This window comes from Hymenobacter rigui (genome assembly GCF_003944715.1).
In the GTDB taxonomy this organism is placed as follows: domain Bacteria; phylum Bacteroidota; class Bacteroidia; order Cytophagales; family Hymenobacteraceae; genus Hymenobacter; species Hymenobacter rigui.
On record NZ_RWIT01000017.1, the window covers coordinates 55860 to 71222 of the forward strand.

Genomic DNA, 15363 nt, shown 5'->3' on the forward strand with positions numbered 1-15363 from the left:
TTCAGCCAGATAGTTTTGTGCGCAACTCTCCGAGGGCATCTGGTTACTTTGCGGCTGAAACCAGTCCGCTTTATGAAATTCCCCGCGCTTCTCGCCGCTTCTCTCCTCCCCCTCACGCTGGCCGCTCAGCAGCTGCCCGTACCGCGCAACCTGAAGGCCACATATGCCAAAGGCACCCGCTCGGAAACCGGCCAGCCCGGCCCCAACTACTGGCAGAACTCGGCCGACTATAAGCTGAAGGTGAGCTTCGACCCCGGTACCCGTCACGTATTAGGTACCGCCGATATTGCCTACCACAACCAAAGCCCCGACTCACTGCGGCAGCTGTGGTTCAAGCTCTACCCCAACTATTACCAGAAGGGCGCGCCCCGGGCCGGTGGCATCAAGCCCGAGGACGAAGGCGAGGGTATGAAGATTGAAAAGCTGACCATCAACGGTCAGGCAGTGGATGTAGCCAAGCTCAAGGCAGACTTTACCAATCTGGCGGTGCCGGTTCGGCGGGCAATTGGAACGAAGCAAACGGCCCAGATTTCCGTTACGTACTCGTACACGCTCAACAAAAGCTCGCACATGCGCACCGGCGAGGTGGAGCCGGGGGCTGATTTCGTGGCCTACTTCTTCCCCCGCGTGGCCGTGTACGACGACATTGACGGCTGGAACCGCAACCCCTACATCGGCAGCCAGGAGTTCTACAACGACTTCGCCAACTTCTCGGTGGACGTGACCGTGCCCCGCAACTTTGTGGTGTGGGCCACCGGCGACCTGACCAACGCCGACAAAGTGCTGAACAAGAAATACGCCCAGCGCCTGCGCGAGGCCGAAACCAAAGACGGCATCACCAGCATCATCACCGCCGCCGACCTCAAGGCAAAGGACATTACCACGGCCCAAACCAGTTGGCACTTCGAGGCGAAAAACGTGACGGACTTTGTGTTTGCCACCGCCGACCATTACGTGTGGCAGGCCAGCAGCCTGGTAGTGGACCCCGCCATTAAGCGCCGCACCCGCGTGGATGCCGTGTACAACCCCGAGCACAAGGATTACGAGGAGGTAATTCACTTCGCCCGCAAAACGGTTGAGGCCATGAGCTACACCTTCCCCAAGTGGCCCTTCCCCTACCCGCACGAAACCATTTTTGACGGGCTGGACCAGATGGAGTACCCAATGATGGTGAACGACAACCCCACCAGCACCCGCGAAGACGCCATTACCCTCACCGACCACGAAATCTTCCACACGATGTTCCCGTTTTACATGGGCATCAACGAAACCAAGTACGGCTGGATGGATGAGGGCTGGGCCACCATTGGCGAGTGGCTGATTTCGGGCATCATCGACCCCAAGCTCGACGATGACTACGGCATTGCCCCCTACGCCGCCGCCGCTGATACCGAGGTGGACCTGCCCATCGTCACGCTCAGCACCCAGCAGACGGGCACGCCGTTCTTCCTCAACTCCTACCCCAAGCCGGGCCTGGGCTACCTCTACGTGAAGGATTTGCTGGGCGACGAGCTGTTCACGAAGGCCCTGCACACCTACATCCGCCAGTGGAACGGCAAGCACCCCATGCCCTACGACTTCTTCAACTCGATGAACGCCGGGGCCGGCCGCAACCTCAACTGGTTCTGGCAGCGCTGGTTCTTCGACGGCGGCTACCCCGACCTGGCCATCCAGCAGGTGACCAAAACATCGGCGGGCTACGATGTGGTAGTGGAAGCCAAAGGCACCAAGCCCGTACCCGTGGACCTCACCGTAACTTACCAGGACAACTCCACCGAGAAGCTGCACCGCACCATCGGCGTGTGGGAACAGGGCGCGAAAACCGTAACCGTACCCCTGACTACCACCAAAGCCGTGAAGCAGGTGAAGCTAGGCGCCACCCTCGTGCCCGACAGCTACCCGAAGGATAATGTGTGGGAGGGGAAGTAAAGAGATAACCACAATGGCTTGTATTCTACGCTTTTCAGCGCAAAATTTTGACATCGAGTCACTTATAGCTTCCCTTACAGAAACCAGCCTTAACCTTGAAATCGACGATACTAGTGTGCATAAACAAGGCACACTATCTGAGTCGGGCAAGCGAATTTGGAATAGTTCTGGGTTCGGAATTGTCGCTGGTGAAGGCGACTTTCATCAATTTGAAGAACAGGTTGCAGAGTTGCAGATACGATACTATTCCTCAAACGCTACCAGAAAGACTTGGAGCTTTTAGGCAACAAATGTCGGGACCTAGATAACAGCAATTTCCACCTTGATTTTGGTATCTGGACTAAGATGTTCAACCAAGTAACTCAGAGTAATCTATTTCCCACTGAACTCATCCGGTTAGCAGGTAAAATTGGCTTGGGAATTAAGCTCTCCCAATACCCAAATCCAGATGATTCAGAGGACGAAGATGACTGAAGAAATAAAAGAAATTTTTCTCTTTGAATAACCCCCTACCTTTGCCCGCAGTGATGGGTCGCCCCACCGCGGCGCCAAACGCAAGAATGGCGACGAGGAAAGTCCGGGCAACGCAGAGCACCCTGCTTCCTAACGGGAAGGACTGGGCGGCGTAAAGCTTCTCAGGACAGCCAGTGCCACAGAAAAGTACCGCCAGGCGGTGAAGTTGTGAAAGGTGAAGTTGTGAATTTCACAATCTCACCATTTCACCATCTCACTTTTGGTAAGGGTGAAAAGGTGCGGTAAGAGCGCACCAGCGGCTGGGTGACCAGTCCGGCTGGGTAAACCTCAGGGGTTGAAAGACCAAATAAGCCAGTACGCGGCCCTTCGGGGGCGCACCGGGCGGCTCGTCCGGCGCTGGCGGGTAGGTTGATGGAGCCCGCGCGCAAGTTCGGGCCTAGATAAATGGTGGGGCCGCGTGCTTTCGGGCGGGCGGACAAAACCCGGCTTACAGACTCATCACGCCACTTCAAACGGCCGCCGCATCTTCGGGTGCGGCGGCCGTTTTGGTTGCTGCCTACCGCTGGTTGTAGACTAAAGCTAGGTTTAGTTCCCCTCCTTAGAAAGGAGGGGAACTAAACCTAGCTTTAGTTTATAGTATCCCGGAAAATCGGGGCAATTAGTGTTATTTCGCATACACAATCGTTTGCATAATGCCTGATTTGATTTCCCTGGTGGCTCGTCGCTGCCGCTGGTTCTGGATGCCGCTGAGCCTTAGCGGGCTGCTGGCGCTGCTGACCTTCCTGCCCGCCTTCGCTCAGAAAAACCCGCCCAAACCGGCCAACGTGTACGTGGATGCGGCCGGGGTGCTGCGCTGGCAGGGCTCGAAGGAGGAAGTGGCCCTGTTCGGCGTCAACTATACCACGCCCTTTGCCCACTCCTACCGGGCGCACCGCCGCCTGGGCGTGTCGCCCGAGCAGGGTATTGACCAAGATGTGTACCACCTGTCCCGGCTGGGCATCACCGCGTTTCGGGTGCACGTCTGGGACGTGGAAATAAGTGACACGCTGGGCAACGTGCTGGCGAATGAGCACCTGCGCCTGCTCGATTACCTGTTGCAGCGACTCAAGCAGCGCGGCATTAAAACGGTGCTGACGCCCATTGCCTACTGGGGCAACGGCTACCCTGAGCCCGACACGGCCCAGACTGGCTTCTCGGCCATCTACCCCAAGGCCCGCGCCTACAACCATCCGCGCGCCATCCGGGCCCAGGAAAACTACCTGCGGCAGTTCCTCAACCACCGCAACCAATACACCGGCCTGCTCAACCGCGAAGACCCCGATATCATCGCCTTCGAGGTGTGCAACGAACCCCACTACCGCCAGCCCGAGGCCGAGGTAAGCGAGTTTGTGCAGCGGATGGTGGCCGCCATGCGCTCCACCGGCTACCGCAAGCCCATCTTCTACAACCTGGCCGAAAGCCCGGCCGTGGCTAACGCCATTCTGGGCAGTCCGGTGCAGGGCTTCACGTTTCAGTGGTACCCCTCGGCGCTGGTGAACGGACACACGCTGCGCGGCAACCTGCTGCCGCTGGTGCAGCAGTACCCGATTCCGTACGCCCGGGACCCGCGCTTTGCCGGCAAGCCCCGGTTGGTGTACGAGTTTGAATCGGCCGATATTCTGCAGCCGGTGATGTACCCGCTGATGGCCCGCAGCTTCCGCAGCGCTGGCTTCCAGTGGGCCACCCAGTTCGCCTACGACCCGCTGGCCCTAGCCCACGCCAACACCGAATACCAGACGCACTACCTGAACCTGGCCTACACACCCGCCAAAGCCATCAGCCTGCTGATTGCAGGCCGGGTATTCCGGCAGGTGAAGCGCAACCAGCAATTTGCCACGTACCCCCAGGATTCCACTTTCGACGGTTTCCGGGTGAGCTACCGCAACAGCCTGAGCGAGCTGAACACGCCCGCAGAGTTCTACTACACCAGCACCACCACCACAGCCCCGCGCCAGCCCACCGCGCTGCGCCGCGTAGCCGGTACGGGTTCCTCACCGGTGGTGCAGTACCAGGGCACGGGTGCGTACTTCCTTGACCGGCTGGTCCCCGGCGTATGGCGGCTGGAGGTAATGCCCGATGCCATTCAGGTGCGAGACCCATTCGCCAAAACCTCGTTGCGCCAGCCCGTCACGCGCATTGCATGGAATACCCAGCCCCTGCGCCTTGCGCTGCCGGGCGTGGGCGCTGATTTCACGGTGCGCGGGTTGAATGAGGGCAACACGTTTCAGGGCCAGGCCAACGACGGTACGGTAGCCCTGCAACCCGGCGTGTACGTGGTGGCGGCCCGGGGCAAAAGCACGGCGGCGTACTCGGCGCAAACCCCGCTGGGCGCTATCCGGCTGGGCGAGTTTGTGGCCCCGGCTCCTACTCCGGGTCCGGTGCAGGTGCTGCACGAGGCTCCGGCTCAACTGCCCGCCGGTCAGCCGGCCCTGGTGCGTGCTACCGTGGCTGGGGCGGAGCCGACCGATTCGGTGCTGCTGATTGCCCAGCATTTCTACGGCCCGACGCGCACGATTCTGATGCGCCGCCCCACCCTCACTACCGCCGAAGCCACCGTGCCGGCCGAGCTGCTCTACCCCGGTCAGCTACGCTGTTGGGTGGTGGTGAAGCGGAACCGGCAAACCACCACCTTCCCCGGTGGCTTTGCCGGCAGCCCCCTCAGCTGGGATTATGCTCCCCAGGACCATTGGGAATCCTCCATTGTGCCCACCGGCGCTTCGCTCCCGCTGTTCCGAGCCGCCCAGGACCAGAACCGGGTGGAAACCGGCGGCGTCAACGGAGGCGGCTGGGCCGATTACATAACCACCGGCAGCGGCCAGCTGGCACTGCGCCTGCTCCAGGCCCCCACCCCGGCCAGTCCGCCCGCCTTCTTCGATCCGCAGGCCCCAGTGGCCTTTCTGCGCGCCTATTTTAGCGACCGGCTAACCGCCCGCGCCGCCGAAACCGGCACTTTCCGGGAACTGGTGCTGCGGGCCCGGTGCGGTGGCGGAGCCGGCCCGGTGCGGCTGGTGCTCACCACCCGCGACGCCGCGGCCTACGCCACGGAAGTGGCCGTGGGCCCGGAGCTGCAGGAAATCAGGGTGCCGCTGACGGCGTTCCAGCCGGCCCAGCAGGTGCTGTTGCCGCGCCCCTATCCCAGCTTCCTGCCGATGACGTTCCGTGCCGACGGCCCCGCTGCCCTGCCGCTGGCCCAGGCCGAAGTGCTACAGATTCTGCTGGCCCCCGCCGCCGCGTCAGCCACCTCAGAGCGGCCGTATCTGGATATTGAATCGGTAGAGTTGCGGTAGCTCTGGACTGAGCAAGGAACTGTTGCGGACACGCCTCCGGTCCGACGGCGTAGCCGTCCGACCGGTTGGTTGCGTGCTGATGCCAGAACAATGACGTTGGAAACGGCGCGAATGGCAACCGGTCGGACGGCTCCGCCGTCGGACCGGAGTAACAGGGCGCTCCGTGCATGTTTCAGGCTTACTAAACCCTGCAATTCGGCGGCGCGTTTTGTACCTTTCGCATCCTACACCCTTCCTTTTTCTATGCCCCGCATTCTCATTATCGACGACGAAAAGGCCATTCGGCACACGCTGAAGGAAATTCTGGAATACGAAAGCTACCAGGTAGACCAGGCCGAGGACGGCCCCACCGGCCTCGACATGCTCATCCGCGACAAGTACGACGTGGTGCTCTGCGACGTGAAAATGCCCAAGATGGACGGCATTGAGGTGCTGGAGCGGGCCCGCATTCTGGCCCCCGGGGCCACGTTCATCATGGTATCGGCCCACGGCAACGTGGAAATGGCCGTGGACGCCACCAAGAAGGGCGCCTACGATTTCCTGCAAAAGCCGCCAGACCTCAACCGTCTGCTGGTAACCGTGCGTAACGCCCTCGACCACAGCAAGCTCGCCACCGAAACCACCAAGCTCAGCACTGAGAACAAAACGCTCAAGAAAAAGCTGGCCAAGAACTCGGAAATGATTGGCGACTCCGAGGCACTGTCGGCCGTGCGCAAGGCCATTGAGAAGGTAGCCCCCACCGATGCCCGCGTGCTCATCACCGGGCCCAACGGCGCGGGCAAGGAAATGGTGGCCCGGCAGCTGCACGAGCTCAGCAACCGCGCCGGCGGCCCGCTGGTGGAGGTGAACTGCGCCGCCATTCCGTCGGAACTGATTGAGTCGGAGCTGTTCGGGCACGAGAAGGGCTCGTTCACCTCGGCCGTGAAGCAGCGCATCGGCAAGTTTGAGCAGGCCGATGGTGGCACGCTGTTTCTGGACGAAATCGGCGACATGAGCCTTTCGGCACAGGCCAAGGTGCTGCGCGCCCTACAGGAAAGCAAGATTACCCGCGTGGGCGGTGAAAAGGAAATTTCGGTGAACGTACGCGTGCTGGCCGCCACCAACAAAAACCTACTGCAGGAAATTGCCGACAAAAACTTCCGCGAGGACCTCTACCACCGCCTGTCCGTCATCCTGATTCAGGTGCCCGCCCTTAACGACCGGCGCGACGACATCCCGGCCCTCATCGAGAAATTCCTCAAGGACATTGCCCAGGACTACGGCAACAAGCCCAAGAAAGTGGATGCCGCGGCCCTGAAGTACCTGCAGAGCCTCGACTGGCGCGGCAACATCCGGGAGCTGCGCAACGTGGTAGAGCGCCTGGTGATTATGAGCGACGACACCATCACGGAAGCCGACGCCCGCGCCTTTGCCGGCAAGTAATTCAGCCACTACCACCGCCACCTGCGTACGTAAAATGCCGACCCGCCCGGGCCGGCATTTTACGTATCTATGGAAGCCTTTTTCGATCAACTACTCGGTATGCAGGCCACGGCCGATACCATCACCGTGGCCCAGACCTGCGCCCGGGCGGTGCTGGTGTTTTTGGTGGCGCTGGTGCTGCTACGGCTCTCAGGCCGGCGCACCTTCGGCGGCAACAGCGCCCTGGATATGGTGGTGAAGTTCATGTTCGGGGCCTTGCTCAGCCGCGTTATTATTGCCGATGCGCCTATGGGCATCACCTTCGTGGCCGCCGCGGCACTGGTGGCAGTACACCGGGCGCTGGCCTACGCGCTATACTTCTCGCCCACCCTGCGCCGGCTGGTGAAAGGCTCCGATTCCGTATTGGCCGAGGGCACCACCATTCACCAGCACGAGCTACGTCGGGCCAGTGTGAGCGAGCCGGAATTACGCGCCGGCATCCGGGCCGCCGCCAACACCGACGACCTCAGCACCCTGGAAAAAGTACGCCTGGAGCACGACGGCGTGATTACGGTGGTGAAGAAGACTTGAATATCTGGAAAACAAGCGCTTTCGGAAGAAAGCGCTTAGCTTCTGACTCTTTTTCTGGCGAGCTATACGCCGCCAATCAAGCCTAATAGTGCCCCTACCAATGCCCACCCGATATCCTCGAATAAAGAAGTCCCTCCGTTGCTATAAAAACTGAGAGACGTACACACCCAAGCCCCAAGCAGAGCAGCTGCTATTCCAAAAAGAATCTGCTTGACCATAACTGCTATTCTTGATTTTTAGCACCGCCATAATTAGATATCATTTTTTGATCTTACACCATTTGATTGCAGCCGCGCACGTCGGAGTTATCCAAGCGGCCCAGCACTTCAAACGATCCATCGGGGTGCATCCGGGCTAGGTCCTTGGTTTCGATGAAGGCGCAGCTGTCCACGTTGGCCAGGTCGATGACGTTGAGGGCCCCGGCGGCGCGGTCAGCCGATACGGAGAATGGGTCGGAAGGGTCACGTAGCAGGACGCGCAGCTGGGGTGGCGCATGAAAACGGCCGTCACCGAAGCTATAGGCCTGGCCCAGCAGTTCCGTCATGCCGTACTCGGAGTGGATACCGACCGGCCCGAAGGCTTGTTGTAGCTCCTGGTGCAGTTCTTCCCGGATCATCTCGCGGCGGCGGCCTTTCATGCCCCCGGTTTCCAGAACCGTGAGGCCGTGCAGTTCGGGCCGGCCGGCATAGGCGGCGGCAAAATCCAGCAGCGCGTAGCTCACGCCTAGCAGCAGCACCTTGCGGTTAGGCTCCTGCTTGGCCTCAGCCAAAGCGGCCAGCAGCGCCTCATGGTCGCGCAGGAAAAAGGCGGGCTGCGTCTGACCCGAGGCCTGAGCAAAGTACTCCACCATGGCCACTAGCGAGGAATTGCCCTGCTCCAGGTACGAGGGCAGCAGGGCCAGAAACGTCCAGCCGGTAAGCGGGCCGTAGAACTGCTCGAAGATGCGGGCGGCGTGCTGGCGGTAAAGCAGCGGCTCGCGCACGAAGTGCTGGCTGCGGCTCTGGCGGGTGGTGCCGCTGCTCAGGAAGGTTTCCTGCGGCTCCCAGTCGGCGGCATCGGTGCGCACATCCTGGGTTTTAAAGAACTCGATGGGCAGAAACGGAATATCCTCCGGCCGCTGCACCTGCTCCGGCCGGCAGCCCAACGCCTGCAGATAGGCCGCGTAAGGTGCGCAGTGCTGTGCCTGGTACCGGAACAGAGCCAGAGCGGCGGCCGGAGCCGTGGCGGAGGTTACAGTGGGCAACTGACGCAGGTAATCTTCGCGGAAACTCATTCGGCGAGCTTAGGGTTAGCGGAATAATAGAACAATGTGGGCGGCGCTTCGTTCGTTCAGATGTTGTACCTTCCCACCCGGCAGGGGCGTGTTTCCTGGCCGTTTTTCAGCTTTTGTATGATCTTACTTCGTACGCTTCGCACTACTCTGTTACTGGCAGCCACGGCACTCGTGGTGGGTTCCTGCATCAGTCCCCCGGAATACTCCGATACGCCGGAAATTGAGTTCAAGCGTATCACACAGGAGCGCATTACGGATGCCACCGGCACCTACGATAAAGTGGTGATTACCGTCAGCTACAAAGATGGCGACGGTGACCTGGGCCTGCGCTCCACCGACACAGATCCGCCTTTCAACGTCACGAAGCCCGACAACACCCTCAACCCCGACGGCTACAATTACATTTGCCGGCTGCAGGTGCGGGATGCCGGCGGTAACTTTCAGGATATTGTCTTCTCGCCCAATGACCCTGGTTACGATGGCCGCTACCCCCGCCTTACGCCGGATGAGCAAGGCGACCGGAAAGCACCCCTGAAAGGCGACATCGACTACTCGCTGCAGCTGTTCAAGAACTCAGTACTCAGGACGGGTACCGTACTCCGCTTCAAAATCAAAATCAAGGACCGGGCGCTGCACGTCAGCAATGAGGTGGTCACCGATGCCCTCACCCTCCAGCCCTGATACCAGTAGCCGCAAGTGGTAAGGACGCTGTGGGCCGCCGCCTACGAGAAGCAATGCTTTCCTCGTAGGCGGCGGCCCACAGTCCGTTATAGCCCCATTTTAGTAGATGGCCGGGAACCGCTTGGGGTCGGCCTCCTGCATGATTTCGTACACGGCGTCGAATACGTCCTCCGCGTTGGGCTTGCTGAAGTAGTCACCATCGGAGCCGTAGGGCGGGCGGTGGGGCTGGGCAGCCAGGCAGCGCGGCTGGGAGTCGAGGAAGCGGTAGGCCTGCTGCTCGTCCAGCACCTGCTGCATCATGTAGGCCGTGGCCCCACCGGGTACGTCCTCATCGGCAAACAACACGCGGTTGGTGCGCTGCAGCGAGTCGGCAATAACGTGGTCTACGTCGAAGGGCAGCAGGGTCTGCACGTCGATTACTTCCACGTTGATGCCTGCTTCCTCCAGCTGCTTGGCGGCGTCCAGCACAATGCGGCACATCGAGCCGTAGGTCACGATGGTCAGGTCGTCGCCCTTTTTCAGGGTTTCGGGCTGGCCCAGGGGCAGCGTAAACTCCCCCACGTTCTGCGGAATCCGCTCCTTGAGGCGGTAGCCGTTCAGGCACTCAATCACAATGGCCGGTTCATCGGAGCGCAGCAGGGTGTTGTAGAAGCCGGCGGCCTGCGTCATATTGCGCGGCACGCACAGGTGCATGCCCCGGATGGAGCCCAGAATCATCTGAATGGGCGAGCCCGAGTGCCAGATGCCTTCGAGGCGGTGGCCGCGGGTGCGCACAATCAGCGGAGCCTTCTGGCCGCCCTTGGTGCGGTACTGCAGGCAGGCTACGTCATCACTCAGAATCTGAATGGCGTAGAGCAGGTAATCGAGGTACTGGATTTCGGTGATGGGCCGCAGGCCGCGCATGGCCGCGCCAATGCCCTGCCCCACAATGGTGCACTCCCGGATACCGGTATCCGTCACGCGCAGCTCCCCAAACTTTTCCTGCAGGCCGGCAAAGGCCTGGTTCACGTCGCCGATGCGGCCCACGTCCTCGCCAATGGCGAAGATGCGCGGGTCGCGCTGGAAGTTGGCGTCGAAGCAGGCCTGCAGCACCTCGCGGCCGTCCACTTGCGGGGCATCGGCGGCAAACACGGCTTTCACTTCTTCAATGTTGCCAATGGCTTCCTCGCTCTGGCTGAACAGGTAAGAGTTGTACCGGTCGGCGTTTTCGGCCAGGGCCTGCTCCAGCCAGTTCTGCAGCTCGCGGCGGGCTCCGCTGCGCTGCCCGCGCACCTGGCGCAGGGCGCGGCGCACGGTACGCACCAAATCGGCGCGGATGGGGGCCGGGTTGTGAGCCAGGGATTCTACCAGCTCATGAAGCTGATTTTCGGCCCCGTTGTCCTTCACCAACCGGTTCAGCAGCTCCACCACCTCAGCGGCTTCCCGCTTGATGGGGTTAAAAAACTCGTTCCAGGCGGCAGTGCGCGCCTGCTTCACGGTTTCTTTGGCTTCGGCTTCAATCTGGTCGAGCTCCTGCTCCGAGGCGTGGCCTTCCACCAGCAGCCACTCGCGCAGCTTGCGCAGGCAGTCGTGCTCCTCTTCCCAGCTCAGGCGGTCCTTGCTCTTGTACCGCTCGTGCGAGCCGCTGGTGCTGTGGCCCTGCGGCTGGGTTACTTCCTGCACGTGAATCAGCACGGGCACGTGCTGGGTGCGGCACACCTCCGTGGCGCGCTGGTATGTATCAACCAGGGCCGGGTAGTCCCAGCCGCGCACCCGGAAAATCTCGAAGCCATCCTGGCCCTCGCCTTCGCGCTGGAAGCCCTTCAGGATTTCGCTGATGTTCTGTTTGGTGGTCTGGTACTCGGCAGGCACCGAAATGCCGTAGTGGTCATCCCACACGCTCACCAGCAGCGGAATCTGCAATACGCCGGCGGCGTTGATAGCCTCAAAGAACATGCCCTCCGAGGTGCTGGCGTTGCCGATGGTGCCAAACGCCACCTCGTTGCCATTCACCGAAAACTGCGAGAACTGGTGCAGCTCGGGGTTCTGGCGGTAGAGCTTGGAGGCGTAGGCCAGCCCTACGAGGCGGGGCATCTGGCCACCGGTGGGCGAAATATCGGCCGAGGAGTTTTTGCTCTCGGCCAGGTTCTTGAAGTTGCCGTCCTCGTCGAGGTGGCGGGTGCCGAAGTGCCCGTTCATGGCGCGGCCGGCGGTGCTGGGCTCGGCCTCCACATCGGCGTGGGCGTAGAGCTGGGCGAAATACTGCTGCAGCGTCAGCTCCCCGATGGCCAGCATAAACGTCTGGTCGCGGTAGTAGCCCGCGCGCCAGTCGCCGGCCCGGAAGGCGCGGGCCATGGCCAGCTGGGGCACTTCCTTGCCGTCGCCGAAGATGCCGAACTTGGCTTTGCCCATGAATACTTCCTTACGGCCGGCCAGGGAGGCGTGGCGGCTTTCCCAGCCCAGGCGGTAGTCGCGGAGCAGGTCTTCTTTGCTGAGGGAGGCGACGCTGGTCTGCACGTCGGCGGCGGTTTCGGCAGTGGACATAAAATGCGGAGTAGTAGCGGGTGGTGGGTGGAACCGGTAGTACAGAAAAGGGTGGGAAAGCAGCCCAACCGGTTAACGGGCTCCCAAAAGTACGGATTTGCCGCCGATGCGGTGGTAGCCGGTTTGTGGCTATCTTTGGGAGTAGTAGAACCAGCCCGTCCGTCATCCTGAGCTTGCGAAGGACCTTATTACGTCAGGAGTACTACCTGCTGGTTGCTGAGTTGGCGTAGGAAGGTCCTTCGCAAGCTCAGGATGACAGATTTTGACTTTTCAACTTTCTTTCAAGCATGAAATACCTTTTCTCCCTTCTGCTGACCGCGCTGGTAACCGTGGCCGCTCAGGCTCAGGGTGTGCTCACCTTCGAAAAAGAGCTGCACGACTTCGGTAGCGTGCCCGAAGGCACCATGGCTACGCATGAGTTCCGGTTCAAGAACACCGGCAACCAGCCCGTTATCATTGCCAACGTACAGGCCAGCTGCGGCTGCACCACCCCCGACTGGACCAAGACGCCCGTGCTGCCCGGTAAAACCGGCATTGTGAAAGCCGTGTACAGCAGTGCCGGCCGCCCCGGCATCTTCAACAAAACCGTTACGGTAACCAGCAACGCCACCACGCCCAGCACGGTGCTCACCATCAAAGGCAACGTGCTGAACAAGGAGCAGATGAAATCCTCGCTTACTCCGGCTCAGCTGGCTCAGTCGCCGCGCCTGACGCTGGACCGCACGGTGCATAATTTTGGCAAAATGGAAGCCGGCCAGACGGCCTCCACCAAGTTCACGGTAAAGAATACCGGTAAGCAGGATCTGGTGCTGGGTGCCATCACCTCGCAGTGCTACTGCGTGGGCTACAAAAACGTGCCTTCGCCCATCAAACCCGGCCAGAGCGCCGTGGTGGAATTGGTGTACAGCCAGCGCAAACTGGGCAACCAGAATGAGCCCGTGGTAATTACCAGCAACGACATTACCGGCGACGCCAAACTCACGCTGAAAGCCCTGATTGTGCAGGATTTGAATGCCAACAGCATGGTGAAGGAAAGCGGCGCTTCGGTACCATTTAAGTAAACCGGCGAGAAAAAGTAAAAAGTCAACGTGCTTCTGTAGCCTGCAACGGGGCTGTGGAAGCACGTTGACTTTTTACTTTTTCTGGCTGACTTCGCTCGGCTGCGTATCTTTGCCCCGCCTTTTCCGGGCAATCCTCATCCACCCCATTTTCACACCCGCTTCGAGCCATGCTAATCGGCGTACCGAAAGAAATTAAGAACAACGAAAACCGCGTTGGCCTGACCCCGGCCGGCGTAGCTGAATTCCGTAAGCACGGCCACGAGGTGTACGTGCAGGCCACCGCCGGCAACGGCAGCGGCTTCTCGGATGCCGAGTACGAGCAGGCGGGCGCCACGGTGCTCCCCACCATCGAGGACGTGTACGCCAAGGCGGAAATGATTGTGAAGGTGAAGGAGCCGATTGCCTCGGAGTACCCTCTCATCAAGGAAAACCAGCTGCTGTTTACCTACTTCCACTTTGCCTCGGGCGAGGAACTGACCCACGCCATGATTGAGCGCAAAGCCGTGTGCCTGGCCTACGAAACCGTGGAGCTGCCCACCCGCGCGCTGCCCCTGCTCATTCCGATGAGCGAAGTAGCCGGCCGCATGGCCCCGCAGGAAGGCGCCAAATACCTGGAGAAACCCCTGAAAGGCCGCGGCATTCTGCTGGGCGGCGTGCCCGGCGTAAAGCCCGCCGAAGTGCTGGTACTCGGTGCCGGCATCGTGGGTACTCAGGCGGCCAAAATTGCCGCTGGTCTGGGTGCCAAAGTAACCGTAATGGACATCAGCCTGAACCGTCTGCGCGAGCTGGACGACTTCATGCCCAAAAACGTGGTAACCCAGTACTCCAACGAGTACAACATCCGCGAAGCCATCAAAACCGCCGACCTCATCATTGGCGCAGTGCTGATTCCGGGTGCCAAGGCTCCCCACCTCATCACCCGCGACATGCTGAAGACCATGCGTCCCGGCACCGTGCTGGTAGACGTGGCTGTGGACCAGGGTGGCTGCATTGAAACCTGCAAGCCCACCACCCACGAAAACCCCACCTTCATCATCGACGACATTGTGCACTACTGCGTGGCCAACATGCCGGGTGCCGTGCCGTACACCTCTACCCTGGCCCTGACCAACGCCACGCTGCCCTACGCCGTGAAGCTGGCCAACCTAGGCTGGCAGGAAGCCTGCCGCCGCGACGAGGCCCTGCGCCTCGGCCTGAACGTGGTGCACGGCAAAGTGGTGTACAAAGGCGTAGCCGACGCCTGGGGTTTGCCCCTGGAATCGGTTGAATCGGTAATGGAAGCCGCTGTTGCCAATTAAAAATTGACAATTAAAAATTAAAAATGGAGCGTTCTGGCAGCCCGCCGGAACGCTCCATTTTTAATAGTGCCCGCCTAATGGCAGCGGGACCTTCCGTTTTGCGTCATCCTTGCCGCTTTTAATTTTTAATTCTCAATTTTTAATTGACCATGAAAGGCATCCTCTATACCGGCGGCGAGCTGACGGATTTGGTGACGTTTGCCAAGCTGCCAGGCTACCTGCAGGCGTTTTTGCGCGAGCAGAATGGCGTGGTAGCCTACTTCGGCGGGCTGCACATCCGGGGCTGCGTATCGGCCCCCAGCTGGCACTCCCTGGCCAGCGTGTGGCAGGGCGAGCGGGCCTTATGGCGCACGTATGCCGAAGTCCAGAAAGCCGACATTCCGTTTGCGCAGGACTGTGCCGGCAACCAGTTTCTGCTGCGCGGAGACGCCGTGCTGTGGCTGGACACTGAAACCGGGGAGCTGGCCGACCTGGAAGTGGACTTCAAGCACTTCCTGTTTGGGGTGGAGAAATTTCCGCTCGATGCCCTAGGCATGGAGCCACTGCGGGCGTTTCAGCAGGCGGGCGGCATACTGCAGCCTGGCCAGCTGCTGAGCCTGTATCCGCCCCTGTGCATTGCCACCAAGGGCCAATCCAAACCCAGCGCCAAAGCCGTATCCGTAACGGAGCGGCTGGCGTGGCTGGCCGAGTTTCACCGGCAGATCAAGGACTTGCCCGACGGGCAACAGGTTCGGCTGCAGCCCTTGTAGTCGGCCGCGTCTTTCCGCCGTTTCTTTTCCCGCTCTGCATCTGTTGGGGGCGTTGCC

10 protein-coding genes and 1 other RNA gene are annotated in these 15363 nt (G+C 60.7%); 9 read left to right on the forward strand and 2 right to left on the reverse strand.

The features are described from left to right. Nucleotides 1–72: 72 nt before the first annotated feature. From EI291_RS19975 to EI291_RS19995, 5 genes are all read left to right on the forward strand, one after another. Nucleotides 73–1929, forward strand: coding sequence for a M1 family metallopeptidase (locus tag EI291_RS19975; protein ID WP_125424054.1), 1857 nt, complete (start codon nucleotides 73–75; stop codon nucleotides 1927–1929). Nucleotides 1930–2453: 524 nt separating this feature from the next. Further along, nucleotides 2454–2909, forward strand: an RNA gene (rnpB, locus tag EI291_RS19980) — RNase P RNA component class A. Between the two features lie 186 nt (nucleotides 2910–3095). Next, nucleotides 3096–5729 carry a glycoside hydrolase family 5 protein gene (locus EI291_RS19985; RefSeq protein ID WP_125424055.1) on the forward strand — a complete coding sequence of 878 codons (2634 nt, stop codon included), beginning with the start codon at nucleotides 3096–3098 and terminating at the stop codon, nucleotides 5727–5729. Between the two features lie 243 nt (nucleotides 5730–5972). Further along, entirely contained in the window at nucleotides 5973–7151 is a 1179-nt protein-coding gene (locus tag EI291_RS19990; RefSeq protein WP_125424056.1) for a sigma-54-dependent transcriptional regulator, read from the forward strand. Between the two features lie 69 nt (nucleotides 7152–7220). Next, complete coding sequence (locus tag EI291_RS19995; RefSeq protein WP_125424057.1) at nucleotides 7221–7721, forward strand: YetF domain-containing protein; 501 nt, start codon at nucleotides 7221–7223, stop codon at nucleotides 7719–7721. A gap of 271 nt (nucleotides 7722–7992) precedes the next feature. Here EI291_RS19995 and EI291_RS20000 read toward each other — a convergent pair whose 3' ends face one another. Further along, the gene (locus EI291_RS20000; RefSeq protein WP_125424058.1) at nucleotides 7993–8994 is read right to left on the reverse strand and encodes a long-chain-fatty-acid--protein ligase; all 1002 of its coding nucleotides are present in this window, start codon (nucleotides 8992–8994) and stop codon (nucleotides 7993–7995) included. Between the two features lie 117 nt (nucleotides 8995–9111). Between EI291_RS20000 and EI291_RS20005 the strand changes: the two genes are divergently transcribed. Beyond that, nucleotides 9112–9675, forward strand: a complete 564-nt coding sequence (locus EI291_RS20005; protein ID WP_125424059.1) for a hypothetical protein — start codon at nucleotides 9112–9114, stop codon at nucleotides 9673–9675. 99 nt (nucleotides 9676–9774) lie between these two features. Here EI291_RS20005 and EI291_RS20010 read toward each other — a convergent pair whose 3' ends face one another. Beyond that, nucleotides 9775–12198, reverse strand: a complete 2424-nt coding sequence (locus tag EI291_RS20010) for a thiamine pyrophosphate-dependent enzyme (protein WP_125424060.1) — start codon at nucleotides 12196–12198, stop codon at nucleotides 9775–9777. Between the two features lie 287 nt (nucleotides 12199–12485). On the opposite strand from EI291_RS20010, the gene EI291_RS20015 reads away from it, so the two are divergent. The 3 genes from EI291_RS20015 to EI291_RS20025 all read left to right on the forward strand — a co-directional run bounded on the left by EI291_RS20015 (nucleotide 12486) and on the right by EI291_RS20025 (nucleotide 15306). Beyond that, nucleotides 12486–13259, forward strand: coding sequence for a DUF1573 domain-containing protein (locus EI291_RS20015; RefSeq protein ID WP_125424061.1), 774 nt, complete (start codon nucleotides 12486–12488; stop codon nucleotides 13257–13259). A 167-nt stretch (nucleotides 13260–13426) separates the two neighbouring features. Beyond that, nucleotides 13427–14557 carry an alanine dehydrogenase gene (ald, locus tag EI291_RS20020; protein WP_125424062.1) on the forward strand — a complete coding sequence of 377 codons (1131 nt, stop codon included), beginning with the start codon at nucleotides 13427–13429 and terminating at the stop codon, nucleotides 14555–14557. A 149-nt stretch (nucleotides 14558–14706) separates the two neighbouring features. Next, on the forward strand, nucleotides 14707–15306 hold the full coding sequence (locus EI291_RS20025) for an SMI1/KNR4 family protein (RefSeq protein WP_125424063.1): 600 nt from the start codon (nucleotides 14707–14709) through the stop codon (nucleotides 15304–15306). Nucleotides 15307–15363: the final 57 nt, after the last annotated feature.